We start from the raw sequence: 25,172 nt of genomic DNA on the forward strand, positions 1-25,172 counted from the left end.
GGTCCTCTCGACGGGCGTCGGTCAGCACGGTGGTTTCGCCGAATACTACTCGATCTGAACCCGAAATCACCCCTTTTCTACTCCGCAAACATTCAGCGGGTACGTACTTCAGGCACCGCAGTTACGCATTGGTGGCGTCATGGTGCGTCGTTTGACCCGATGGGGCGCAGTGCTACTCGCATCGATTCCAGGACGGGGCCCTCTCGTTCGGGCAGCGGGCGGCTGCTATCCCATCACCGGGAGGTTTCCTGACGACCGGTTTGCCGGTACGGCAGCAGCTCGCCGGTACGCGGGAGGTTCATCGCTCTCCGGCCAGGACGAGGTCGGCGAGTTCGCTGCGGGCCCGGAGATGGAGCTTGGAATAGATCTGGTACAGGTGCCCCTCCACGGTCCTGCTGGTGACCTCGATCCGCGCAGCGATCTCCTTGTTGCTCGCCCCCCGGGCGGCGAGCCGGGCTACTTCCCGCTCCCGCCGGGTCAGGCGCTCGAGGGCGGAGCTCAGTTCCATCTCGGTGATGTCGCCGAAGAGGTCGCGGGCACGCCGCTGGATGTCCCTCAGGACACTGCGCGCGCCGAGGAGTTGCGCCGTCTGGATCGCCCGGGTGGCGCAGTCCCGCGCGAGCCCGCTGTCCCCGATGGCATGGGCGTGCTCCATCGCCCGGGCGAAGAGCTCGGCATCGCCGGAGGAGACGGCCTGCGCGTACAGGGCGCAGACGGCGGCATAGGCACCCTCGACCCGGGCGGCCGCTCCGGTCAGCGCCTCGGCGGCGCGTGCGTCACCCGCCCGGACCTGCGCGAGCCGATGCGTCAGCTCGAGCATCGCCGCACCTGCCCTGCGAGCATCCTCCGCGAGGTCACCGAGCTTGGTGGGGGTCTGCAGCCGTGATTCGCTCAGACCGGACGATCGCAACTGGATCTGGGCGAGCAGGGCGCGGACCGCCCACGGCATCGAGGGCCCCACCTGGGCGAGGGGGAGGTATCCGATCGCGGGGGCCATCTCGCCGGTCTCGGTGTGGCTGTGTGCGAGGCCTGCCGCGACCAGGGGCAGGAGACCGTGCGGGTCCTGCCGTTCGAATTGCCGCGCGAGGGGGAACAGCAGCGCCAGCGCCTCCTCCGGCCTGCCCTGGAGCACCGCGACGACTCCCCTGACGGTCTCCACGGCCCCGCCGCGCGCCACGGAGGAACTCCATGGCGGGGACTGCGCGCCGGCGCCCAGCGCCAGCTCTCCGATGGTCCCGGCGGCGTAGTGCGCGACCGCGAGCCGCAGCCACGCGGCGTCGATCACCCGATGGCCCAGGCCGCGCTGGTCCCCGAGCGTCGCCTCGAGCGAGCGGGCGAGCCCGACGGCGGCGTGCTGCTGATCGGTCAGGGCGAGGGCCTCGCACAGGAGGGCGTCAGCGGACACCTTCTGCTCCGGAGTCCACCCGGTCCGGTCGCCGCCCTGCAGGATTTCCAGGACCGTCCGGTAGTCCCCGCCGAAGGACGCGGCCTCGGCGCGGGCGACGGCCAGCTCACCGCGCTGCCCGAGGGTCTGCCGACCCCTCCGTGAGGTTCCGGGATCCCGCTCGGTCGAGTCGATGGCGGCCTCCGCCTCGGTGAGCAGCGCGGTCCATTCCGCCGGGGTACCGCCGGCGAGTCGCGCGGCGCGGCTCCGGAGGATGAGGAGGGTGATCGCCGCCCCGTGGGCCTCCTCGGACCCCGCCGGGAGGCGGCCCGCTGCCAGCAGTGCCCGGGCCTCCTCGGGATGACCGTCGGCGAAGGCACCGCGAACTGCCTCGACAAGACCTTCGACATCCTGGTCGGTGGGATGGCGGGTGATCCAGAAGCGTGCGCGGACCGCCCGCCCCAGGAAGGTGCAGCGTCGCGCTGCTGCCAGGCACAGGTCCCGCGGGACGGGCAGGCCGGCGAGGAGGAGCCACTCGGCGTGCATCACCGGATCCAGCCCTGCGGGGTCGAAGGCCTCGATCGGCAGGGCGGTCAGCAGGGCATGGAGCGAGGCCGCTGTCGTCGCCGTCGTCTGTCCGCGCGCGGCGGCCGCCACCAGCGGTGACCGCAGGGACAGGGTCGCCGCCCCGGTCTCGAGCACCGTCAGGGACTGCAGGGCGTCGAGGTGCCCGCCTGCGGCTGCCGGTGCGTCCGAGGCTCCGTCGAGCCGGCCCGCGAGCTGCCGGACGGTTGCGGCGGGGAGGGATCCGGCGAGGGCGAGAACGCGCACGATCGCCAGGTCCCGCGCGCGGAGGTCGCCGAGGATGGCGTGGGTCTTCGCGCGCACCAGGGAGGGGACGACGGTGGAATCTCCGGTGGAGACCCATGCGCCCCCATGGAGGCCGAGGTCCGACGACGGCAGCTCCTCGAGTGCGCAGCGCAGGACGCGGGCGTTGCCCTCGCTCGAGCGACACAGGGCCTCGACCGCGTCCGGTGACAGGGGAGCCCCGAGCACCGACTCCGCGACGGAGCGCACCTCCGTCCGGGTCAGGGGCTGGAGGTCGAAGCGCGCCAGGTCGCCTCCACGGCACAGCCGGGCGAACGACTCGTCCATGGCGCCGAGCGATTCGGCGGCGATCAGGACGGACGCCCGTCCGGCGATCACGAGCCGCGAGATGATCACGACCGACTCCGGATCGAGGTACTCCGCGTTGTCGATGGCGAGCACCACGGGGCGCCAGTTGGCCTGCTCCTCGAGCAGGGTGCAGATTCCCTGGAACATGCTCTGCGGGTGTTCCGCCTGGTCCGCCTCGAGCTCCGCCAGCAGGAACGCGATGGCCCGGTAGGGCTCGGAGGAGGCGGTCCGCGGGGCCCACATCCGGATGACGTGGTGGGTCCGGGAGGCACGGTGTGCGACGACGCGCAGGACGACCGTCTTGCCGCTGCCTTCCTCGCCCAGCAGTGCGGCTCCGACGCCGCCACCCGAGACGACGCACCGCAGGACGTCCTCGACGAGCTGAGTACGGACCTGGAAGAAGGCCGGATCCCTGTCCGACGTGGGTGACGGGCCGCCCGCCGGAGTGGTGTCCGTACTCATGGAACTGTGTGTTCGAGCCTGCACGACGTAGCCCTCTTCCCCCTGATAACCAACCAAGACCTGTGCTCACAGTAGGAAGGTAGTTGCCCGATAACACGAGTGGGTCGTACTGGCAGGAGGAAGTGCGCTACTTGTCCGGTTGGATTCTGACGAGAGCCGCCACTCGCGTAGAGGGGATCGACTACGCGTCGCGTGCCATCACCCTGCGTCGGAGGAGGAGGTCGGCCGGCCCAGGCCCTGGCTCCGCCACTTCTCCGCGTAGGTAGTCCCGTACATCCCCGCCCCGGAGCCTAGGCCTGGGCGTGGACCTTCTGCTGGGCGGCGAGCAGGCCGTCGCGGATGAGGAGTTCGACGGCGTCCGCGGCGTCGTCGAGCAGGAACGGCAGTTCCTTCTTCTCCACCGTGCCGAAGTCCTTCAGCACGAAGTCCGCGGGATCCTGGCGTCCGGGCGGGCGTCCCACGCCGACCCGCACGCGGTGGTAGTCCTTGGTGCCGAGGGCCTTGCTGATGTCACGCAGACCGTTGTGGCCGCCTTCCCCGCCGCCGAGTTTGAGCTTCAGCGTGTTGAACGGGATGTCGATCTCGTCGTGCACGGCGATCACGTGGTCGGGTGCCACGTCGTGGAAGCGGGCCAGCATGGAGACCGGGCCTCCCGTGATGTTCATATAGGTGAGCGGCTTCGCCAGGACCAGGCGCGGGCCGCCGATCCCCAGGCGCCGCTCGAGGGTGACGGCCTGTGCCTTGGAGGACGTGAAGCGGCCGCTCATACGGGAGGCGAGCAGGTCGAGGACCATCTGGCCCACGTTGTGGCGGTTGCCCGCGTAGCCGGGCCCGGGGTTACCGAGCCCGACTACGAGCCAGGTGTCGGAGGACACCGATTCTTACCTACTTCTCGTCGGCGTCGGTGACGACGGCATCAGCGTCGGCGTCACCGGCGGTTGCGCCCTCGGCGGTCGCCTCGGTGTCGACGTCGGTCTCCTCGGTCTCGCCCAGGTCCTGGACGGTGGGGGCCATGAGGTTGACCACGAGGGTCTCGGGGTCGGTGAGGAGGGTGACGCCCTGGGGCAGCACGATGTCCGAGGCGTGGACGTGCTCGCCGATCTGGTGACCCTCGATGCTGACGGTGAGCGTCTCGGGCAGGTGGGTGGCTTCGGCCTCGACGAGGACCGTGGTGGTCTCGAGGTTGAAGACGACGTCAGGGACGGGCTCGCCTTCGACGTGGATGGCGACGTCCACCTGGACCTTCTCGCCGCGACGGACGGTCAGGAGGTCGAGGTGCTCGACGATCCGCTTGAGCTGGTTGCGCTGGATGTCCTTGACGAGGGCCAGGTGGTCCTCACCCTCGATGTTCAGCGTGAGCAGGGCGTTGGGCGTGCGGACGGCCAGGGTGGTGGCCTTGGCCGGCAGCAGGACGTGGATGGGATCGGCGCCGTGCCCGTAGATGACGGCGGGGATCATGTTGGCGCGGCGGGCCTGGCGGGCCGAGCCCTTGCCGAACTCGGTGCGGACGTGTGCTGCGAGCTTCTGCTCGGACATGGCTTCTCCTGGAACGATTGCGGCTCGTCGCGTGGTTGCGCGAGCACTGGGACACAAGCCGGGGCGGAAGGAACACGCGAGTGGGCAGTCGTCTAGAAACCAGTCGAGTCGCTAGCCACCGTCGATCACGGAGTACGGCCGGACGTCGTGCAATCCGGCCCGCTCCCTCGCCTAGGCATCGCGGTCCATCCTACAGGACCGGGCACTGCCGTCCGTCCGTCCCGAAGGATCACTGGATGCCGGTCTCCACCCGGTACCGGTGGCGGACTCCGTGGGTTCACCGGCAATTCAGCTCCTCCCTCCCTGCGCGTACCGGGAGTCTTTCGGGCCCCGCTAGCGTCGGCCGCGGACCAGTCCTTGTCGTGAGGAGTATCAGCGTGCACATTTCCATCATCGGCTGCGGTTATCTGGGTGCGGTTCACGCGGTGTGCATGGCGAAGCTCGGGCACGACGTCGTCGGCATCGACACGGACTCGTGGAAGATCGGCGAACTCCAGGCAGGTCGTGTTCCCTTCTTCGAACCCGGCCTGCCCGAACTCCTCGATGAGGTCCTGGCGACCGGTCGGCTGAAGTTCAGCCCCAACATGGCCGATGCCAAGGGTGCGCAGGTCCACTTCCTGTGTGTCGGGACGCCCCAGCGGAAAGGCGCGTACGCAGCGGATATGCGCCACGTCGACGGCGCCTTCACCGCACTTCTCGGCTCCCTCGAACCAGGCAACGTCGTGGTCGGGAAGTCCACCGTGCCTGTGGGAACCGCCGCACGACTCGCCGAGCTCCTGGCCGATCACCACCCCGACTCCGTCGTCGCCTGGAACCCTGAGTTCCTCCGCGAGGGTTTCGCTGTGAAGGACACGCTCTCACCCGACCGCTTCGTCTACGGAGTGCCCGACGGCGAGCCCGGCGCGCGAGCGACGGCCGCCCTCGACGAGATATACAGCACGCCCCTCTCCCTGGGTACCCGCCGCCTCGTTGCGGACTACGCCACCGCGGAACTGGTCAAAGCCGCGGCGAACTCGTTCCTCGCCACGAAGATCTCCTTCATCAATGCCATGGCCGAGGTGTGCGAGGTGACCGGCGCCGACGTGACGGTCCTCGCCGACGCCATCGGTCTGGACGAGCGCATCGGCCGCAAGTTCCTGAACGCCGGCATCGGCTTCGGCGGAGGCTGCCTCCCCAAGGACATCCGCGCCTTCATGGCCCGTGCGGGGGAACTGGGCGCGGACCAGGCGCTGACCTTCCTGCGCGAGGTGGATGACATCAACGTGCGACGCCGCATGAGGGCCGTCGAGCTGACCCGCGGCCTGCTCGGGGGCTCGCTCCTCGGCAGGCGCATCACGGTCCTCGGAGCGGCGTTCAAACCCGACAGCGACGATGTCCGCGACTCCCCCGCGCTCAACATCGCGGCCCAGCTGCAACTGCAGGGCGCAGCCGTGACGGTGACCGACCCGCGGGCGATCGACGGGGCCCGGCATCGCTTCCCGGAGCTCGCCTATGAGCGGGACCTGGACGAGGCGATGTCCGACGCCGACGCACTCCTCCTGCTGACGGAGTGGGACGAGTACAGGGCCATCACCCCGGAGCGCTCGGCGCAGCTCGTGCGCACCAGGAACATCCTCGACGGGCGCAACGTCCTCGACGGCAGTACCTGGCGTGCAGCGGGATGGAGTTACAAGGGGATCGGCACGCCCTGAGTTCTCATGCCACCCGATGCAGCGCTCTCCTCGCGCGCGGACAACCGGTGCGTGACGCGAACAACGTCAGCTACACGGCCGTCAAGACGCCGGCCGGCGCAGCGCAGGCCGCTCCCCCACCGGTTCCTACGTCGCCGGTGAGACCGGCACCCTCGAGGCCGACGCTGTCGGAGGCCCCACCGGAACCACCGACGACTCCACCTCCACAGCGGGCCGGCAGCAGCGTGGTGGCATCCGCCCATTAAACAGGAAGAGGCCAGCGGCAGCTGGGGACGGAGTCTTGGTCTCAGGAAGACTCCTTTGCCGCTGGCCCCGATCCGGGACCCGCTCTTTCTGCGAGTAAGGGCCGAAGCCCTGCAGTTGAAGCTTCATCGGTTCAACAGATGCAACCCTACGCAGATCGACCGAACCGCTCACCAGTACGCACTACTTCAGTTTGGCTGATTGAATACCTGAAATTCGTCGTCGGACTACTCAAACCCAACTGGCCGCCGAGGCGCACGGTGGGCGCAGGTCAATGCTCGTCGTCGTACGCCCGCATCTCACCTTCGAGTTCCTCGCGGGTGGTGATGCCGAGCTTCCCGTAGATGCGGTAGAGGTGCCCTTCCACGGTCCGCGTGGACAGGACGAGCGCCTCCGCGATGGCGCGGTTCGACGCCCCATTCGCGGCGAGCCTCGCGATCTCGCGTTCCCTGGACGTCAGCTCGTGGGTGCTGCGCGGGTCTCCCTCCTCGTGCGGCAGCACTCCTTCGAGGAGGGACTGTCGGTGGCGTACGGTCCGCAGTGCCATGCGCCGGGCCCTGCCGTCGCCCTGCTCCTCGAACAGGCGCATGGCCCTCATGGAGGCCTCCGCCGCAAGCGGGATCTTCTGAATTCTCTCCGCGCTGTCCGCGGCCGCGAGCAGGGCGGTGGCGTCGTGGTCCGCCAGGGCATGCGCGTACCGGGAGAGCACCTGCGCCTCCGAGCCCTCGAACTGGTCGGCGAGCTCGGCGAGGCGCCAGGCCAGCGCCGTGTCGCCGAGAACCGAGAGGAGCTCCAGCATGTCCTTCTCGCACGAGCGGAACGACGCCTCCCGCGCGGCCTCGGCCAGTGCCTCGAGCCCGCTGAGATCTCCCCCGCCGGTGCTCGCCGCGGCGAGGAACGCTTGCCCGAGGAGGAGCAGCGGGCGGCTGCCGATGGACGCCACCCCTGTGAACTCCTTCTCGAAGGCCGCGGCGGCTCCCGATTCCCCCAGGGTATGCGACGCCCATGCGGCGACGCCGAGCGCGTAGGGCAGCAGCATCTCGGAGTCCACCTGCCGGAGGGACGCGAGGGCCGGCTCGAGGAGGTGCAGCGCAGTGCGGAACTTCCCGCGGCGGGCTTCGAGGATGGCCTCGAGCGCCGCCAACGGGCCGCCGACGTACTCGAAGCTCACCACGGGCCGCCGCCGGTACTCCTCGAGCGCCTCTCGTGCGGTAGCGAACTCGCCGGCGTGGATCAGTGCGCTGACGTACCGTGCCACGACGCGCGGACGCAGGTGCTCGAGGTCTCCGCGGGAACGATCCACGGCATCGAGCGCCGCGCGGATCCCTGCCAGCGCCGTGTCGGAGTGGCCGAGCGCTGCATCGATCTCGCCGCGGAAGAGCATCAGGAGCACCGGCAGGGGGGCTTCGGACTCCACCCCCGCCGGAGCGAGGGCGTCGAGGGCGTCCACCTCGGCGCGGGCGGTCGCGAAGTCGCCCTCGAGGATCCATGCGAGCAGATGGAGCAGCCCCAGTGCGTGCCCTGCCTGCTCCGACTGCTCTGCCTGCGCTGTCGACCCCTGCTCGGACACCCTGGCCAGCCGCTCCGCGCACGCGTCTGCAATGGCATGGATGCGGCTCGGGTCTTCACCCCCCTGGACGCAGGCCAGTGCCTTCAGGACGGCGGCGTCGGCCGCGACGACGGGCCGGGCCCCATCCGCGGGGACCTGATCGAGCAGTTCCGCGGCCACCGCGTACTCTCCGAGGCCGACCCGTACACGCGCCTCCTCCACCACCCCGGCGTACTCCTCTCCCGCCGCCCGCGCAGCGCTCGCGAACCGCAGGGCGGACTCCGGGCTGGAGACGTGCGCCGCGGTGCGGGCCGCCGTCAGGAGGACGGCCGGCGGCACGGCCGCACCGCAGTCGAGGGCCCAGTCGAGATAGTCGATCATGCCCTCGTCCACGGGGGGCGGCACCACCTCGTCGCCGAAGACGCGGCGGCGAAGGTCCGCGCTGCGCCCGGCCGGGACGAGCGCCCGGACCACGCGCGCCATCATGGGATGGGCCACCCTGAGCACGCTCGTGGAGGAGCCGAGGGTGCGCAGGAGCCCGCGGCGCACGAGCTGCTGGGCCACGGCGTCCTCCTTGACCGCCGCCAGGCGCGCCTGTGAGACGCCACCGCTGAGCGCCACCACCTCATAGGCGGTCCGCTCCTGCTCCGTGAGTTCCTGCAGCAGGGTCTTCGCGAGGTCCATCAGGGGTGGAGCGGGCGGATGGAACCGGCCGGACAGGCACCACACGCCATCGTGCTCCGCGAGCTCGCCGGTGGCGGTGGCGTGGTCCAGCAGCGCGCGCAGCATCAGGGGATTCCCCGCGCTCTGCCGGGTGAGGTAGTGGCCTGCCCCCTGGGACAGCCGCCCGCCCTGGATCGCCTCGCACAGCGCGACGGCGTCCGCTTCGGCGAGTCCCGGGAGGTCCACCCTGCTGATGAAGCCGTCCGTGTAGAGGGAGAACAGGTCTCCGGCCCGCGGCGGCAGGCCGTCGGCGAAGAGCACCACTTTGATGATGCGGGAGATCACCAGCTGGGTGAGGATGTGGCTGCTGTCGTCATCGATGTACTGGGCATCGTCGACGACCACCACCGCGTTCCGTCCTTCGGATGCCGCCCTGAAGTAGGAAACGAGGGCACGGAGCGCGGAGAGGGAGGAATCGAGGGCCTGGGGTGTCGCGTGGGAGAGGTATGGGCCAAGCGCTCCGTACGGTACCGCCGCCAGGTTCTCCGCGGCCCGGACGAGGAAGAACCGTGTCTGGTGCGGGTCCCCGGCGGTCACGAGGCGCCGGGCGATCGCGCTCTTGCCCGTCCCGAACTCGCCCACCACGAGTGCCCCGTGCAGATTGGGGTGGGACAGCGTCTGGGCGATGGCAGCAAGGGGGCCCTCGACCCCCACGAGGGCTACCCGCCGGCCGTCGACGCTCATCCGAGGGGTGCCGGGAACAGCTCAGCGAGCTGGGAGCGGGAGGACACGTGCAGCTTCGAGTAGATCTGGTACAGGTGCCCCTCGATCGTCCGCACGGACACGCACATGGCCTCGGCGATCTCCCGGTTCATCAGACCGCCCACCGCCAGCTGGGCGATCTCCGCCTCCCGGGGAGTGAGGCAGTCGAGCTGGGAGGTGGGGCCGTTGGCGTCAGGGTCGGCCAGGACGCGGCGCGCCCGCTGCTGGACCTCGCGCACCGTCGACTTGTCCCCCAGTGCCCGCGCCGCGTGAAGGGCCGAACGGGCGGCATCCCGTCCGAAGTTCTGGTCTCCTCCCGCGGCGGCGAGGTCCATGGCCTGCAGGAGCACTTCGGCGTCGCGGTGGCTCACCCCCTTCGCGAAGGTCTCGCACAGGTGGGCGTAGGGGCCCTGCACGCGGGCGGCCACCTCTGAGAGCTCCGTCAGGACTCCGCTGCTGCCGAGCCGGACCGCGCTCGTGAACGCGGACAGTGCGAAGAGGGACGCACCACGTTCCCTGTCACTGCGTCCCAGGGCCTGCAGTTGCCGGGCGGCGTCCGGCTTCGCCTCACGCAGCCCCACACTGAGCAGCTGCAACTGGGAGGCGATCCGGCGCACCAGCCAGGGATCGCCCGCGGACGGTTCCGCGTGCACCAGAAGCGGGATCGCGGCCTTGATGTTGTCCCCCACCGAATGGCAGTAGGCGATGGCCGTTGCCGCGAGGGGCAGCACGCGCTGCGGGTCACCGACCCGCAGCTGATCGAAGGCCGGCGTCAGGACCGCCAGCGCGTCCTGCGGCGTCCCGTACCGGCCGCGCACGAGTCCCAGCGCCAGCTGCACGGCCGAACTGTGCAGCACCGTGCCGCTGTCACCGTCCGACAGGCGGAGCTTACGGGCGCCCTGCTCCCAGGAACCGGTCGCGCTGTAGATGGCGATCAGGCGCAGATAGGCGAGTTCCCGGGTACGGGAGGCGACGTCGGGCTCCTGCAGGCGGTCCGCGAGGGCATCGGCGAGCTGGAGCGCGTCCAGCTGGTCCTCCAGCATGGCCCATGCCTCGGCCAGCAGGACGTCACCGGCGATGCCCTGGTCCCGGCCCAACGGGACGCCGCCGGAGCGCAGGGACAGCACCAGGTCCCGCGCGTCACCGAACCGGCCCTGCAGGGACGCGACCTCCGCGCGGGCGATGACGATATCGGCCTGGAGCCGGGCGCGGTCCTGCGGCTCGACGCCGGCGTCGGCCTCCAGCCGCTCCCCGGCCTCGTTCAAGGCGTCCTCGACGCCGCCCAGCCCGAGGCGGTGGCGCAGGAAGACGCCGGTGATCAGCAGTGGCACGGCCTCCGCAGCCGGCGCGTCGTCGAGCAGTGGAGCGGCGAGCAGCATGGCGTTGCCTGCGTCCTGGAAGCGCCCGGTGAAGGTGAGAGCACGGATGCGCTCGACGGCGGCGGCGGCCGACGAGCGGTAGGCATCGCCGAGTTCGGTGTACTCGGCGGCGATGGAGTGCCGGCCGGCACGGTTCGCCGAGCGCGCGGCGGCGAGGGAGAGTTCGGCCGGGACGGGCCGCTGGGCCTTCTGCAGCCACTCCGCGTGTCGCTCCGGATCGAGCAGGTCCCCGAGTGCAGCGCCCCCGACCCACCTCTCGTACAGCTCGCCCGCGCGCTGGGCGGACAGGGACGCGGCGGTACCCGCACCGACCACGGGGTCCTGGAACTCCACGCGCTCCTGCTCGCCGTGGCGCACCGCGAGCAAGCCGGCGGTCTGGAGGGCATCCAGGTCCGCGCTGCCGGTGATGGACTGCGTGACGGGGAGGGGCAGCCGCCCGGCCAGCGCGAGGACGTGGGCGATCTCCTGCTGCCCGGATGGCAGTTCCTCGAGGATGAGCTGGACCGCTTCGGTGATCTCGGTGGGCACGGGCGTGCTGCCCGGCAGGAGGACCCAGGTCTCCCCGTGCTGCACCACGCTGCGTCCGCGGACCGCCCGGATGGAGGCCTGCAGGAACCGCGCGTTGCCGCCGCTCATGCGGTACAGCAGCGCCGCGGCCTCGGCGCTCACCGCTCCCTGCAGCTCCGCCGCCGCGAAGGCCCGTGACTCCAGGGCATCGAACGGCGCGAGGTCGAACCGGCGCAGGGAGCCGTCCCGCCAGAGGCCGGCGAACTGGGGGTCCGCGGCGGCGAAGTCCTGGGCCGTCAGCAGCACACTGGCGGTCCCGCCGAGCACGAGCTGCCCGATGAGGGCCGCCGAGGACGGATCCAGGTACTCGACGTTGTCCACGGCGAGGACCACGCGGCGCCCGCGCGCCTGCTGGTTCAGGAAGTTCGCGACGGCACGGAGCACCATCACGGGGTGCTCGACGACGTCCGCCTCGAGCTCCGAGAGGAGGAAGTTGACGGGTCGGTAGGACTGGTCCCTGAACCCCCTGGACCCGCGGATGCGGAGGACGTATAGGCTCTCCGCACTGGATGAGAGCACCTGCTGCACGACGGCGGTCTTGCCGACCCCCGCCGCGCCCACGAGGACGGCGCCGACGGACCCGGGGGCGGTCAGGGCTTCCCCGACGGCCAGGAGGAGGTCCGCGCGGCCGACGAAGGAGGGGGCGTCGCCCGGAGAAGGCGCCCGGCCGGGGCCCGCCGCAAGACCCGCGGGCGGGATGGATCGAGTATCTGACACGCCCTGGCCGTTCGCAGCCATGAAACCACATCCTAGGTTCGAGGGGGTCGTTCGCCTCCGAGCCTAAGTAGAGTCACGACGGGCTACACGAGTAGCACTTACGGGAGTTACACTCCACCTACTCGATTCTCGCCCCGCACACTCTGGCGAGACTACTTCAAATCGTTCAAAAAACTACTTGCCATATCAAGTAATTGCCGGCCGGCCGGGTCGCCGCTCAGGAGTTGCCGTCGAACAGGCTGGTGACCGAGCCGTCGTCGAACACCTCGCGGATGGCCCGGGCGATCAGCGGGGCGATGGACAGCACCGTCAACTGCGGGAACCGCTTCTCCGAGGGGATGGGCAGTGTGTTGGTGACCACGACCTCGCGGGCACCGGATTCGGCGAGCCGACGTGACGCCGGCTCCGAGAATACCGCATGCGTGGCCGCGATGATGACATCCTTGGCGCCGGCGTTCTTGAGCACCTGCACGGCGCCGGAGATGGTGCCGCCGGTGTCGATCATGTCGTCGATCAGCACGCAGGTGCGGCCCTCCACCTGGCCCACCACCTGCTTGGAGACGGCCTGGTTGGGGACGGTCAGGTCACGGCTCTTGTGCACGAAGGCGAGGGGCGCGCCGCCCAGGCGCTCGGCCCACTGCTCGGCCACCCGGACGCGGCCGGTGTCCGGGGAGACGACGGTGACGTTGTCGGCGTCGACGCGCGAGCGGATGTAGTCCGCCAGCAGCGGGATGGCCATGAGGTGGTCCACGGGGCCGTCGAAGAAGCCCTGGATCTGCGAGGTGTGCAGGTCCACGGACATGAGCCGGTTGGCGCCGGCCGTCTTGTAGAGGTCCGCGACGAGGCGGGCCGAGATGGGTTCACGCCCGCGGCCCTTCTTGTCCTGACGGGCGTAGGGGTAGAACGGCGAGACCACGGTGATGCGCTTGGCCGAGGCCCGCTTCAGGGAATCGATCATGATGAGCTGTTCCATGAGCCAGTTGTTCAGCGGGGCCGGGTGCGCCTGGATCACGAAGACGTCCGTTCCGCGGACGCTCTCCCCCGACCGCACGTAGATCTCGCCGTTGGCGAAGTCGTAGGCGGAGACCGGAAGCAGCTCGGTGCCCAGCCAGGAGGCGATCTCCTCCGCCAGCTCCGGGTGCGCGCGCCCCGAGGCCAGGACCAGCTTCTTCTCGCCGTGTGCGGTGATCTCGCTCATGCCTGGGTGCTCTTCTCTTCGGTGGGGGTACTCGTGGGGGGTCCGGGGGAGGGCGCGTCAGCGGCGGCACCCGCGGCCGTGGCGGAGGCGGTGCCGGGCCGCTTCGCAGCCACCCAGTCGGGGATGTTCCGCTGGGCCGCGACGGTCACGGCGAGCGCACCCGCCGGGACGTCCGCGCGGACCACGGCGCCGGCGCCGGTGTAGGCGCCGTCGCCCATGCTCACCGGGGCCACGAAGACCGTGTTGGAGCTGGTGCGGACGTGGGAGCCGATGACCGTGCGGTGCTTGTTCACGCCGTCGTAGTTGGCGGTGATGTTGCCGCAGCCGATGTTCGTGTACTCGCCGATCTCGGCGTCGCCGGCGTACCCGAGGTGGGACAGCTTGGAGCCGCGGCCGATCGTCACGTTCTTCGTCTCGTAGAACGCCCCGATCTTGCCGTCCTCACCGAGGACCGTGCCGGGGCGCAGGTAGGTGAAGGGGCCCACGCTCGCACCGGCCCCGATGCGGGCGCCGCTGCCGTGCGTGCGGACCACGTGTGCGCCTTCGCCGATCACGACGTCGGTCAGCGTGGTGTCCGGGCCCACCACGGCGTCGCGCGCCACGGCGGTCTCCCCGTGGAGCTGCGTACCGGGCAGGATGGTGACGTCCTCCTCGAGGACCACGGTGGAATCGATCCAGGTGGTGGACGGGTCCAAGACCGTGACGCCCGCCAGCATCCACTGCTCGACGACGCGGCGGTTGAGTTCGGCGCCGAGCGCGGCGAGCTGCACGCGGTCGTTGGCGCCCTCGACCTGCCAGCGGTCCTCCTGCACCACGGCGGCGACGCGCCCGCCGTCGGCCCGGGCGATGGCGAGGACGTCCGTCAGGTACATCTCGCCCTGCGCGTTGGACGCATCGACCAGCGTGAGGGCGCGCCGCAGGACGTCGGCGTCGAAGGCATAGATGCCGGAGTTGACCTCGCGGATGGCCCGCTGCTCGGGCGAGGCGTCCTTGTGCTCGACTATCGCGAGCACGGTGCCGTCCTCGTGGCGCTGGATGCGCCCGTAGCCCGTGGGGTCCTCGAGGACCGCGGTGAGGACGGACACGGCGTTGGCCTCGCGGTGATGGACGGCCACGAGCTCCTGCAGGGTCTGGGTGGTGAGCAGCGGGACGTCACCGTAGGTGACCACGACGGTGCCGCTCAGGGGGCTCCCGGAGCGGGCGTCGAGGCCCTCGAGCGCCACCTGCACGGCGCGCCCGGTGCCCGGCAGCTCGTCCTGGTCGATCAGGACGGCTTCCGGGTCCATGCTGCCGACGTGCTCCGCCACGCGGTCCCGCTCATGGCGGACGACGACGGCGAGCTCCCGCGGCCCGATGGCGCGGGCGGCCCGCAGCGCGTGGCCGATCATGGAGATCCCGCCGATACGGTGCAGGATCTTGGGGGTCCGCGACTTCATGCGGGTCCCCGCGCCGGCGGCGAGAACGATGACGGCGGCCGGTACGCCGGCGCCCTCCAGGTGCGTGGTTTCGTCCTGTGTGCTCACGAAGAAGCGCTCCTACCTGTAGGTGACCGGCGTGTGCGGCGGACTGGCTGATCCCTGGCCAGCGCCTCCCCCGTTCCGCCCATAGGATTCGAACCTATACTCCACAGCTCCAAAGGCTGGGGTGCTGCCATTACACCAGGGCGGACCGCGACGTACCCCGGGTGGGCCGGGGCATGTGCGCACGGTTATCTAGTTTGCCATGCCCGCGGGACTTTGCCATGACGTGCACGGCAGACCGCCCCGGCACGCTGCCGGGGCGGGACAGGCTGCCGGGTCAGAGCAGCAGGAACAGAACGACGGCGACGACGAACACCACGACGAGGGTCCCGATGACGGTCCAGCTGCGCTGCGTGCCCTCCCCTGCGCGACGGCGTCCATGGTCCGGCGACGGGGACGGTGTATTGGTCATGCACCAACGGTAGGAGCCGGCGCCACCGGGCCGACACCCTGCCGGATACTCGACTGCCGATACCGACCACTTGCCCGCCTGCCGGCGGGGCCGCCGGCCGTCGACCGTTGAAGCCCCCGCGCGGCGGGGCTAGATTACGACCATGCGTCCTCCCCGGCCAGAGATGTCCAACGCCGTTCCGCCTCCCTCGCTCAGGGTGGCTGCTCCTCCCCCGCTGGTCCGGTACATGGGCGCACTGTGGCTTCTGGGCAGCGTCGTCGGCGTGGCGGCTCTCGTGTTCGCCTACCTGGACCGAGACGCGCATCTGGCCCGTCTCCGGGAGACCGCCGCGGGCATCGACGCCGGGGCGGACGCGGCGCGGCTGGACCAGGTCGCGGCGATCGCGTTCTGGGGCACGCTCGCGCTGTTCGCGGTGGTGCTGGTGGCCGAAGCCCTCCTCGCGCGCCCTCTGGTGCGCGGCCGCGGTGGCGTGCGCTGGGTACTCCTCGTGATGCTCGCGCTCAACGTGGGTGCGGTCCTGCTGGTGGTCGCCTTCCTCGGTGAGGACTCGGCGGGATTCCAGCCCACCGCGCATCTGGCGGGGGTCCAGCTGGCCCTCGCCGCCCTCGCCTTCCTCCTCTGCCTGCTCCCGCCGGCGGCGCGGTGGTTCAGGGACGCGCGCCCCCCGCAGTGACGACCTCACCCGGTTCCGGCTCGCCCGCCGGTTCCGGCTCGCCCGCCCGGGGCGCCGGGCCTACACGGACCACCAGTTCCTCGCAGGTGCGCACCACGATCTGGCACGCCTCCTGGGCCCCCCGGCTGGTCAGCGGGTTCTCGGCCAGCACACGCCACCGGTGCAACTGACCGAGCGCGGCGGCCCTCACCTCCCCGTGGTCGGCGGCCGGCTCCAGCCCGAGCCGGTCCGCGGCGGCCGTGCCGGAGCCTCCGACGAGGCGCTCGGCGTCGGCCACTGCCGGCGCGGGCAGCGGGACACGGCCGGCACGCAGGGCGGACAGCAGTCTCAGCTCGTTCATCTCGTGGGCGGTGGCGGTGATCCTCTCGACTCCCGCGTGCAGACGCGCGGCGGCGTCCCGGGGGTGCGTGGCGAGGATCACCTCGAGTCCGGTCAGGGCCGTCCGGACCCGCAGGGCCGTGGCCCGCGCGTGGAACTGCCGCGTCATGAGCGACATCAGTTGGTCGAGCCCGCTGCGCCGTGCCAGCTCGTGGGCCAGCGCCGTCGCACTGCCGGTGCCGCCGCGCACCAGGGCGGCGCCCAGCCGGAGCCCGAACATCCCGAACCGGTCCAGCAGGCGCGCGGCGTCCTCCGTCGAGAGGCCGAGAGCGGCGCTTCCCGCGACGAAGCGGTCGGCGGAGATCAGGGTACGCTCGCGGTCGGTCCTCCCGAGCGCCGCCAGCGCCACGAACCCCTGGTACTCCGCCTGCCGGAGGGTCCGCGCGCTCTGGGCGAGCAGTCCCGCCATGGGGAGCACGTCGAGGACCAGGGACCTGAGGGACGGATCGGCCCGGTAGCGGTCGGCGATGCGGGAGGCGGCGATCAGCGAATCGAGCCGCCCCGCCCCCACCTCGTCCGCGCGGGAGAGGACGGCGAGCGCGTTGATGGTGCCCGACCGGGCAGCGCTGGTGTCGTGGAACGCCTCGAGGAACAGCAGGTCCGAAGCGTGGAGGTGCCGCATCAGGTAGATGACGGCGTCGGCCTCGGACGGGGCGTCCTCCGGAGTGAGGAACCGTGTGCTGCGCTCCGAGACGTCCGTGGAGAGCGAGGCGATGCCCGGGGTGTCGATCAGCGTCATGGCGCGCAGGTTCTCGGCCGGCCAGTCGACCACGAGGCGCGCCACGTCCTCGGCCCGCTGCCCACCGAGATCGAACACCAGCCGCCCGTCCACCCTGGTGAGAGGCAGCAGCCGCGGCTCGCCGTCCACGGGGTGCAGGGTGATCCGGGGCGTCGCCGCGTAGCGGTACCAGGTGATGATCCGCGTGCACTCCCCGGTGCCGGTAGGGGCGATCTCCTCGCCGATGATCGCATTGAGCAGCGTGGACTTGCCGGCCTTGACCATGCCGGCGACGGCGACGCGCAGCGGTTCGCGCAGCCGCCGCGCATACCCCTCGAGTTCGGCCCGTACCGCGGGGTCGTCGTCGTAGACCTGGAGGGCGTCCGCGAGGAGGGCTTCGACGGCGCCGCTGTCCCTCACGCGTGCGCTCCCGCCGCCACGGCGCCGGTGGATCCGGTGTCGGGCTGCGCGGGCTCCGTGGCCTGCGCGGGCTCCGGGAGGAGGCGCCCTGCCTGCGCGTGCAGGCGGTCGATCGCCGCGAGCTGAGCCTCCAGCTCGGTGATGCGCGCCTCGCGTTCCTGCCGGAAGGTCGACGCCGTCCGCTGCGCCGCCGCGACGGAGTCCGCCAGGGAGCGGTGGTGCTCCTCGGCGATGGCACCGAAGTGGTCGCGGATCTCGCGCTGGACGAGCCGCAGCCGGTCCTTGAGCTGCTTCCCCACCTGGAACACGACGTCGTCCATCTGGCGCCGCACCAGGGACTTCGCCTCACCCTGGCGGCGCTTGAGCCGTGCGTCCTTGTCCTCGCGGTACGCCTTGCGGCCGAGCAGGAGCCCGGCGCCCACCGAGAGCGGATTGATGAGGGCCATACCGATGATGCCGGTGAGCAGGCCGAACATCAGCACACCACCGTAGGACCCCCGCATGCCGATGAGGACCTTGCCCGCGACGCTCACATGCCCGGGGTCGAGGTACGGCACCTCCTCCACGGGGGCGAGGACGCCGTCCGTGCTGGAGACCTCCAGCAGCGGCAGGGGTACCTCGTCGAGCGCGAACAACTCGGCCACCTGCTCGGCGAGCCACTGCGAGCGCTCGTTGGTCCACACGAAGGTGTCCGACACCGCGGAGGCCACGCGCTGCTCGAGCCACTCGGCGAACTGGTCCCAGATGAGCCCGGGATCGCCGTCGTCGATGGAGGCCTCGGCTTCCCGCTGGATGGACCGGAGCCGGTCGCGGAGATCGTGCTCCATGTCGCTGATGAGATCCGACGCGCCGTCGTTGAGGGTGGTCTGCCAGCGCGAGGACCGCTTCCGCTGCTGGTCCGCCCGCTCCTTGGCCTCTTCCAGGTCGGCGAGGAGGAGGGGCACGCCCTCGGGGTTCCGGAGTGCCTGCAGTTCCGCCGTCACCGAGAGGCGCAGGTGATCGGCCGTGGACAGCAGGTCCTGGGCCACCGACTTCCGGCGCAGGACCTGCGCCTTGCCCACCACCTCGTTGCGGAGGTAGCCGATGAGGTCCGGGAACCCCGACTCGCGGTTCAGCTCCACGTCCTTGGTCTGCGACGCGAACAGGCGGAGGTCGGAGGACACCGGGATCAGCGGGGCCGGGATCCCCGCCTCGGAGAGGTGGCCGCGGTCGAGGTCCGCGACGGCCCGCCACTGCGGATACAGGTCCGTCTTGGAGAGCACGCAGCCGACGTTCGGGACGATCCGGGTGGCCTGCCGGAGGAAGCGCAGCTCCGGCTCGGTGTACTCCTGGGAGGCATCCGAGACGAGGAGCATGGCGTCCGCCGTGGGCAGGGCGGTGAGGGTGGTCAGGGCGTGGGCGGATTCGAGGCCTCCCACCCCCGGGGAGTCGATGATCGAGAGCCCGTCGGCCAGCAGCCGTCGCGGGAGGCGGACCTCTGCCGAGGCGAGGCCCTGCCGGTTGGACGGGTTGCCCCGTTCGGAGACGAAACGGGCGACGTCCTCGAGGGCGATCTCGCGGCGCTCGACGGCCTCGCGGTCCGGGCCGCCGTCCTTGCGGGGCATCAGCACCGCCGCACTGGCGGGATCGCCGTAGCCCACCACCGTGGGCACGGAGGTGGCGATGTCGTCATCGACGGGGCACACCGGGGCGTTCACGAGAGCGTTGATGAGCTTGCTCTTGCCCTGCTTGAACTCCCCCACCACGATCACACGGATGTCCGGGGTGGCCAGGCGTCCCAGTGTCTGTTCCAGCCGCCGGCGCAGGTCGGCGCGGTCGCCGGTGGCGACCAGCCCCAAGCCGCTCTTCACGAGCGGAATCAGATCATCCATGTGACACTCCCCGGTGAGTTGTTCTATGAGACCACGGGCAGGCCCAACGGGAACAGCTCCCCGTTGGGCCTGCCTCGGTCGTGCTGCGGTCAGAGCGAGGAATCCTCGATCTCGGACTCGATCTCGACATCCACCTCGTTGTCGACGAAGAACGCGGAGTCGTCGATGGACGTGAACTGATCCGTCGAGTTGTCGGTCGCGGTGAACGAGTCCTCGATCACGACGTCGGTGTTGATCGACTCGTCCGTCGTGAAGGAGTCCTCGATCTCCACGTCGACCTCGGTGGTGTCCGAGTTGTCGTTGTACGAGTCCGTCAGGGAGTTGTCCGTGATCGTCGTCGTCTCCTCCGCCGTGAACGAGTCCTCGATCCTCACGTCGACGTCGGTGTTGTCCGAGTTGTCGTTGTAGGAGTCCTCGATCGAGTTGTCCGAGCGGTCGGAGTTGTCGGTGTTGAGGGAGTCCTCGATGTCGACGTCGATATCCGTGTCGATGTCGGTGTCCACCGAGTTGTCCGAGTTGTCGTTGTACGAGTCCTCGATCGAGTTGTCGGAGCGGTCCGAGTTGTCCGAGTTGTCGTTGTACGAGTCCTCGATCGAGTTGTCCGAGTTGTCGTTGTAGGAGTCGTTGGTGTTGCCGATGGCGACATTCGAGGAGCCGCCGGCGTGGACGTTGGTGGAGTGGTCTTCGGAGTTGTCGACCGAGTTGTCGACCGAGTTGTCGACCGAGTTGTCGACCTTGGCGTCGCCGTCCGCCGCGACCGCCCGGTCACCGGAGGCGACGATGGCCTCGTTCTCGAACCACTGGGTGACGTCGCCGTCGGCCCAGATGTTCTGGTTCACGGACTGGTCGGTGATGGTGTCGCGGTCATCCACGGACGTGGTGTACGAGTAGTTGTTGACGATGTGCAACAGCTGCTGGATCGCGTGGCCGTGATCGCTGTCGTCGTGATCGTGATCGTGATCGTGGCCGTGGCCGTGGCCGTGGCCGTGATCACCGTCCTTCCCGTCGTCACCGTCCTTCCCGTCGTCGCCGTCCTTGCCGTCGTCGCCGTCCTTCCCGTCCCGTCCGGGAGCACCGTCCCAGCCGTCCTTGCCGTCGTCGCCGGGCCAGCCGTCCCTGCCGTCGTCGCCGTCTCGGCCGGGAGCACCCGGGCTCACATCGCCGGAGGAGTTCCCGCCGGTGTCGTACGTGCGGTCGAAGCTGACCGGGGCGTAGTCCAGGACCACGGGCAGGACGGCGTCGACGTCGTCGCTGCACACGTCGCCGAGGCCTGCGCTGGCCAGGACGGCTTCGGGGTCGCTGATGAATTCGCGGGCCGCTTCCTCGTCGTTGAAGAGGTTCATCAGGAAGTCGAGGAGGTCTGAAGCGAGAGTAGTCATGAGCTGTTCCTTCGGTGAGGTCGGATCCGCCGGCGGCTCTGCTGGCTTGTGTCAAACGTAGGAGCGGGGGGGCGGGCGGGACATCGGTAGTTCCACCCCTGATCCCCGGGGCGCGTTAGGGGTTCCGCCGGCCCCGGTTAGGGGAACCCACCGGGTTCGGGACCCGGCCCGGCAGTGGGTGCGCGGCGGTGGAGGTCTCCGCGGAGGTGGTCCCGAGCGACACCCGGAGCCGTGCCAGCAGGTCGGAGCGCGACGAAGCGCCGAAACGGCGCCGGATGCGCGCCACATGGTGCTCCACGGTCCGCGGGGAGATGAAGATCTCCTCGCTGATCTCGCGGTAGGTCCGTCCCTGCAGCACCAGCTGCGCGATCTCCCGTTCCCGGCCGCTGAGCGCCGGCTCTCCTGCCCTCCGCGCTGCGGGACCCCGCGTCCCGGCGTCGGCCCCCGGCATCGCGGCACCGTGCATCGCGGCACCGGTGCCGGCGGATCCGTGCGGGAGTGCCGTCCGGGCAGGCCTCGGGGTCCGGTCCCCCGGCGGGACAGGGGCTGCCGGGGAGGGCCCGACGTCGTGAGGCGTGATCCGCTCACGCGCGGGCCGTAGGTCGCGCGCGCAGGAGAGCAGTCGTGTCATGTCCCGGCGGTCGTCCGCCCGTGCCGCTGCGTGGCCGGCCAGGCGCGCACCCTCCCAGGCGAACCCCGCGGCGGCGAGGCCCTGCGCTGCCGCCTCGACGGCGCCGGTCTCGGAGCGTCCGGCGAGGACGGAGACCCAGGCCTTGCCGGCGAGCGCGAAAGTGGCCGCCAGGGGGTAGGCGGAGGGCTGGTGGACCAGCGCCGCGGCATGCGGGGCGAGGTCGCCGGGGCGTTCGAGCAGGAGCGCGGCCTGGGCGGCGGACCAGTGCAGGGGGACGGACCACAGCGGGGGATCCCCGAGCTGCGAGAGCAGCACCCATGCCTCGTCGAGGTGGGTGCGGAGCGCGTCGGAGTCGCGGAGCCGGGCTGCTGCGATGACGAGTTCGGTGAACGGGAGGAGGGTGAAGAGATCCACGGAGACGTGCAGCAGCGCCTCGCGGGCACGCTGCCACGCCTGGACGAGTGCCGCACTGTCCCCGGCGCGCCGGGCCAGTCCCACCTCGAGCGCCTGCAGCAGGAGGTGGTCCCGCGGCGTGAGGCGCTGATCCCGTGCGCGGGCCTCGTCGCAGAAGTCCCGTGCCAGGGCGGGCTGGTCCAGAAGCATGGCGGCCCAGCCGCCCAGGAAGCAGAGCCGGGGGCGCGACACCCGGCCGCCCTGCCCGCCCGTGAGCGCCGCCTGGATGACGGCGAGCGCGGTCTGGTGGTTCCCGGCGAGGAGCGCGACGGTCGCCGCGAGGCAGGCGGGCAGTTCCGGCGACGGGGACACCCTCCCCGTGGCGTTGAGGGTGTCGGACGAGCGGATGAGGATGGGCACGGCACTGGAGGGGTCGGGGCCGAGGGACTGCAGGGCGCCCTCCGCGAGCAGGAGGTGCGCGACGTCCGCCAGCGACGGCGACGCCGCCGGGCCTCCACCCGAGACCATCGCCCGGGCGCCCGTCGCATCGCCCGTGGCGAGCAGTGCCAGCGCCCCGAGGGGATCCACCCCGGTCGATCCTGCTCCCGCCGCCCAGCGGTGCACGTCGGCCGCTCGGGACATCATGCCCCGGTGGGCCCACAGCGCGGAGGCGACCCGCACGGCCCGCGCGGCATCGGCGAGGACCGGTTCGGCGTCGGCATCCCCGTGCCCGAAGTAGGTGTCGAGGATGCGGGAGGCGGCGTCGAGGTCGCCGGCACCGAGCGCCGCCTCCGCCCGGCGCGGACCGGTGCCCGTGGCGTCAGCTCCGGCGGCGACCGCGCGTTCCAGCAGGTCGAGGGCCGCTGCGGGATCGGTGCCCAGCAGCGCGGTGCCCTCCTCGGCCAGCACCCCGGCGACGCGGTCGTCGACGAGGCCGTCCGCGGCGAGCCGGCGCGCAAGGGGGCCGAGGGGGAGCGATTCGGAGCAGTAGAGATCCACGAGGGCGCGCTGCAGCCGGCGCACCTGGTAGGCGTCGGCGTCGCGCAGCATGGACGCCCGGAGCTCGGGCGTCGGGCGGCCGTCGGGCTGCACGAGGCCGGCGGCCCTCGCCTCGGCGGCCAGCTGTTCGGCGGGCACACCTTCGTTGTACAGCAGCGGAGGGACGAGTCCGGGGATGGAGAAGCCGATGCACAGCGCGAGGACCACCTCGTAGGTCGCCGCGTCCAGCGGCCGGCCGTGGAGCGGGGGCGTCCCTGTCTCCACGTCGTGGGCGGTCACGGTCACGACTCCGACGTGAGGGACGACGGCGTGGCGGGATCGGCGGGAGGCGGATCGGCGGGAGGCGGATCCGCGGGCGCCGGCGCTTCGGGCGTGGTGGGCTGGGGGTCCGGATCGGCGGGAGGCGGGTCGGTGGGTGCGGGGTCCGCCGGTGGCTGCGTGGGATCCGGGGCCGGCGGCGGCGTCACGGGATCGGGAACCGGCGGGGTGGTGGGTGGGGTCACCGGGGGCGCCTCGGTGACGGGAGGCGCGGGCGTCGGCGAGGGGGAAGGAGCAGGCGGCGTCGGGCCGACCGGGCCGGCGCCGGGTTCCGGTGCGGACGGGGACGGCGTGCTGGTGCGCGGTGGCGTGGGCTTCGTGTCGCCCGCGGGCTTGGGATCCTTCGACGCGGCCTTCGTCGGGGTGCCGGGTGTCGGGGTCGCCTGCTTCGTCGGGTCGGAGGAAGCGCCGGCACTCTTCTCCGTGGCGGTACCCGACGGGGTTGCCTGCCCGGCACCGTCGGGCGCCGTTCCCGCCATCGCCTCCGTCCTGTCCAGGAAGGTCCCGGCGTCGCCCGGCTCCAGCAGGGGCCCGACGCCCCCGTCCGTCCCGTCCGGGGTGGCGGTCACGCCCCCTGCCTCTGCCGTGGGGGCGGATCCTTCGGCGGCCTCGGCCCGCTGGTCGCCGGACAGGGCCGAGAGCGCAGAGAACGGGTTCGGGGAATTCGTCGCGGACGCCGTCGCGATCCCCAGCAGCGCCACGGCCGCGGCGATGGCCGCGACCCGGACCCCGAGCCGCCTGGTCGGTGGCGGGGCTGCCGGCCCGTGCGCGGGCAGCGGGGCGCTGTGCGGGGCGGGCCGTGCGAAGCCGGCCGCGTTGACGGTCGGGGCCGCCGCACCCTCCAGGGGCACACCGGTCCCGTGACCCGGCGCCGCGGCGGGCCCGTCCCCCGGCGCATCGTCCAGGGCCGACGTGGCGAAGGACGCGCCGAGGGCGACGGAGGCCTTGGGGTCGACGTCGATGGCCAGGGGCCGGTCGAACTCCTCGGACAGCAGCTGGGCTACCAGCGGGATGCGCGACGATCCGCCGATCAGCAGGATCGCGGTGAGATCCTGCCCCCTCACCCCCGCACTCTCGAGAGCGGAGCGGAGGGTGGTGAGCGTGTCACCGAGCGCCGGTCCGATCATCGCCTCGAATTCCGACCGGACGATGCGGACCTGCGAATACGCCCCGGGCATCATCACGGACACGGTGGCCTCGGAGTCGGAGGACAGGGCCTCCTTGGCCTCCGTGCATTCCTTCCGAAGGCGGGTCAGCGCGGCGAGGACCGCCGGGTCGTGCTCCGGTCCGGCCAGCGGGACGTCTGCGCTCTCGAGGACGTGATCGAAGATCTCCTGGTCGAAGTCCGCCCCGCCGAGCCGCTCCAGGCCCTGGGGGGTGCCGAGGACCGCGAACGTGTCGGCATCGGTCTTCCGGAGCACCGTCGCGTCGAAGGTCCCGCCGCCCAGGTCGTAGACGGCGAGGGTACTGCCTGCCGGGACCTGCTCCCGCGCGGCGTACGAGAGCGCTGCCGCCTCGGGCTCGGTCAGCAGGACGACGTCGCCGATGCCGGCCTCGGCCAGGGCCTGTCGCAGCAGGGAGGTGCGGTGCTCGCCCCAGCCCACGGGGTGCGTGAGGGTGACGACGTCGGGCGCTCCGCCCTCCCGCTCGGTGGCGACACCCACGACCCAGCTGACGACGGCGGCGACGAGCTGCTGCGGGAGGACCTGTTCGCCGCCGACCATGAGGGGGATGTCGTCACCCATGCGCCGTTTGAACTCGCGGGCGACGCGGTCGGGTTGCGCGGCGCCCCTGCGCTCGGCGGCATCACCGACCAGCCGGGTGCCGTCCGCACCGAGGAACACGACGGTGGGAATGGCCGCCGCGCGGCTGCCGAGGGAGAGGATCTGCGGCACGCCGGGACCATCACCGTCCGTCCGGAGGGTGGCGGCTGCCGTGTAGCTGGTACCTACGTCGACGCTGAGACCGTAACTCATAGCTCCCCATGTCGTGCTCATCCTTGACCACTCGAGCCCAGCTAACAGGACGGCACACGGCAAGACGAGAGTAACGTCGCGCACCCGCTACTCGTCTTGGGGAATCCATTACTTGGCCGCCGGCATCCGTCGGACGCAAGGATCGGCAAGCATTTCC

Annotated in this window: 15 protein-coding genes and 1 tRNA gene; 2 read left to right on the plus strand and 14 right to left on the minus strand. The window is 71.2% G+C overall.

The features are described from left to right. Window positions 1-298 precede the first annotated feature (298 nt). The 3 genes from CXQ92_RS14020 to CXQ92_RS14030 all read right to left on the minus strand — a co-directional run bounded on the left by CXQ92_RS14020 (window position 299) and on the right by CXQ92_RS14030 (window position 4,558). Window positions 299-3,022 carry a LuxR C-terminal-related transcriptional regulator gene (locus tag CXQ92_RS14020; protein ID WP_104168389.1) on the minus strand — a complete coding sequence of 908 codons (2,724 nt, stop codon included), beginning with the start codon at window positions 3,020-3,022 and terminating at the stop codon, window positions 299-301. Window positions 3,023-3,312: 290 nt separating this feature from the next. Continuing rightward, window positions 3,313-3,897: an aminoacyl-tRNA hydrolase gene (gene pth, locus CXQ92_RS14025; protein WP_104168390.1), complete on the minus strand. Its 585-nt coding sequence runs from the start codon at window positions 3,895-3,897 to the stop codon at window positions 3,313-3,315. 10 nt (window positions 3,898-3,907) lie between these two features. Beyond that, window positions 3,908-4,558, minus strand: a complete 651-nt coding sequence (locus tag CXQ92_RS14030) for a 50S ribosomal protein L25/general stress protein Ctc (RefSeq protein WP_104168391.1) — start codon at window positions 4,556-4,558, stop codon at window positions 3,908-3,910. Window positions 4,559-4,935: 377 nt separating this feature from the next. Between CXQ92_RS14030 and CXQ92_RS14035 the strand changes: the two genes are divergently transcribed. Next, on the plus strand, window positions 4,936-6,249 hold the full coding sequence (locus tag CXQ92_RS14035) for a UDP-glucose/GDP-mannose dehydrogenase family protein (protein ID WP_104168392.1): 1,314 nt from the start codon (window positions 4,936-4,938) through the stop codon (window positions 6,247-6,249). A gap of 514 nt (window positions 6,250-6,763) precedes the next feature. Here CXQ92_RS14035 and CXQ92_RS14040 read toward each other — a convergent pair. The 6 genes from CXQ92_RS14040 to CXQ92_RS18700 all read right to left on the minus strand — a co-directional run bounded on the left by CXQ92_RS14040 (window position 6,764) and on the right by CXQ92_RS18700 (window position 15,259). Next, entirely contained in the window at window positions 6,764-9,448 is a 2,685-nt protein-coding gene (locus tag CXQ92_RS14040; RefSeq protein WP_104168393.1) for a LuxR family transcriptional regulator, read from the minus strand. Further along, entirely contained in the window at window positions 9,445-12,150 is a 2,706-nt protein-coding gene (locus CXQ92_RS14045; RefSeq protein WP_104168394.1) for a LuxR C-terminal-related transcriptional regulator, read from the minus strand. Before CXQ92_RS14045 ends, CXQ92_RS14040 begins: the two co-directional genes overlap by 4 nt. Before the next feature lie 196 nt (window positions 12,151-12,346). Continuing rightward, window positions 12,347-13,327, minus strand: a complete 981-nt coding sequence (locus CXQ92_RS14050; RefSeq protein ID WP_104121083.1) for a ribose-phosphate diphosphokinase — start codon at window positions 13,325-13,327, stop codon at window positions 12,347-12,349. Then, entirely contained in the window at window positions 13,324-14,850 is a 1,527-nt protein-coding gene (gene glmU / locus CXQ92_RS14055) for a bifunctional UDP-N-acetylglucosamine diphosphorylase/glucosamine-1-phosphate N-acetyltransferase GlmU (protein ID WP_258069956.1), read from the minus strand. The genes CXQ92_RS14050 and glmU overlap by 4 nt, the downstream gene beginning before the upstream one ends. 73 nt (window positions 14,851-14,923) lie before the next feature. Further along, window positions 14,924-14,995: transfer RNA gene (locus CXQ92_RS14060), tRNA-Gln, on the minus strand. A gap of 129 nt (window positions 14,996-15,124) precedes the next feature. Next, window positions 15,125-15,259, minus strand: a complete 135-nt coding sequence (locus tag CXQ92_RS18700) for a hypothetical protein (RefSeq protein ID WP_258069957.1) — start codon at window positions 15,257-15,259, stop codon at window positions 15,125-15,127. 142 nt (window positions 15,260-15,401) lie between these two features. On the opposite strand from CXQ92_RS18700, the gene CXQ92_RS14065 reads away from it, so the two are divergent. Further along, window positions 15,402-15,932 (plus strand): hypothetical protein, encoded by a 531-nt coding sequence (locus tag CXQ92_RS14065; protein ID WP_146067476.1) that lies wholly within the window; start codon window positions 15,402-15,404, stop codon window positions 15,930-15,932. Here CXQ92_RS14065 and CXQ92_RS14070 read toward each other — a convergent pair. The 5 genes from CXQ92_RS14070 to CXQ92_RS14090 all read right to left on the minus strand — a co-directional run bounded on the left by CXQ92_RS14070 (window position 15,907) and on the right by CXQ92_RS14090 (window position 25,015). Then, complete coding sequence (locus tag CXQ92_RS14070; RefSeq protein WP_104168396.1) at window positions 15,907-17,448, minus strand: dynamin family protein; 1,542 nt, start codon at window positions 17,446-17,448, stop codon at window positions 15,907-15,909. The genes CXQ92_RS14065 and CXQ92_RS14070 overlap by 26 nt on opposite strands. Continuing rightward, entirely contained in the window at window positions 17,445-19,319 is a 1,875-nt protein-coding gene (locus CXQ92_RS14075; RefSeq protein ID WP_104168397.1) for a dynamin family protein, read from the minus strand. Before CXQ92_RS14075 ends, CXQ92_RS14070 begins: the two co-directional genes overlap by 4 nt. Window positions 19,320-19,408: 89 nt before the next feature. Then, the gene (locus CXQ92_RS14080; protein WP_104168398.1) at window positions 19,409-20,698 is read right to left on the minus strand and encodes an IniB N-terminal domain-containing protein; all 1,290 of its coding nucleotides are present in this window, start codon (window positions 20,696-20,698) and stop codon (window positions 19,409-19,411) included. Window positions 20,699-20,813: 115 nt separating this feature from the next. Then, a complete protein-coding gene (locus tag CXQ92_RS14085; protein WP_104168399.1) occupies window positions 20,814-23,006 on the minus strand; it encodes a LuxR C-terminal-related transcriptional regulator in 2,193 nt (730 codons plus the stop codon). Beyond that, window positions 23,003-25,015 carry an Hsp70 family protein gene (locus CXQ92_RS14090; protein ID WP_181033676.1) on the minus strand — a complete coding sequence of 671 codons (2,013 nt, stop codon included), beginning with the start codon at window positions 25,013-25,015 and terminating at the stop codon, window positions 23,003-23,005. Before CXQ92_RS14090 ends, CXQ92_RS14085 begins: the two co-directional genes overlap by 4 nt. Between the last annotated feature and the right edge of the window lie 157 nt (window positions 25,016-25,172).

The organism is Arthrobacter sp. SX1312, from assembly GCF_002929295.1.
Taxonomy (GTDB): Bacteria; Actinomycetota; Actinomycetes; order Actinomycetales; family Micrococcaceae; genus Arthrobacter_D.

Excerpts from the sequence above, each read along its gene's own strand:
- CXQ92_RS14020 (WP_104168389.1), bottom strand. The coding sequence starts at position 3,022 with ATGAGTACGGACACCACTCCGGCGGGCGGCCCGTCACCCACGTCGGAC.
- CXQ92_RS14030 (WP_104168391.1), bottom strand. The coding sequence starts at position 4,558 with ATGTCCGAGCAGAAGCTCGCAGCACACGTCCGCACCGAGTTCGGCAAG.
- CXQ92_RS14040 (WP_104168393.1), bottom strand. The coding sequence starts at position 9,448 with ATGAGCGTCGACGGCCGGCGGGTAGCCCTCGTGGGGGTCGAGGGCCCC.
- CXQ92_RS14045 (WP_104168394.1), bottom strand. The coding sequence starts at position 12,150 with ATGGCTGCGAACGGCCAGGGCGTGTCAGATACTCGATCCATCCCGCCC.
- CXQ92_RS14050 (WP_104121083.1), bottom strand. The coding sequence starts at position 13,327 with ATGAGCGAGATCACCGCACACGGCGAGAAGAAGCTGGTCCTGGCCTCG.
- CXQ92_RS18700 (WP_258069957.1), bottom strand. The coding sequence starts at position 15,259 with ATGACCAATACACCGTCCCCGTCGCCGGACCATGGACGCCGTCGCGCA.
- CXQ92_RS14065 (WP_146067476.1), top strand. The coding sequence starts at position 15,402 with ATGCGTCCTCCCCGGCCAGAGATGTCCAACGCCGTTCCGCCTCCCTCG.
- CXQ92_RS14075 (WP_104168397.1), bottom strand. The coding sequence starts at position 19,319 with ATGGATGATCTGATTCCGCTCGTGAAGAGCGGCTTGGGGCTGGTCGCC.
- CXQ92_RS14080 (WP_104168398.1), bottom strand. The coding sequence starts at position 20,698 with ATGACTACTCTCGCTTCAGACCTCCTCGACTTCCTGATGAACCTCTTC.
- CXQ92_RS14090 (WP_181033676.1), bottom strand. The coding sequence starts at position 25,015 with ATGAGTTACGGTCTCAGCGTCGACGTAGGTACCAGCTACACGGCAGCC.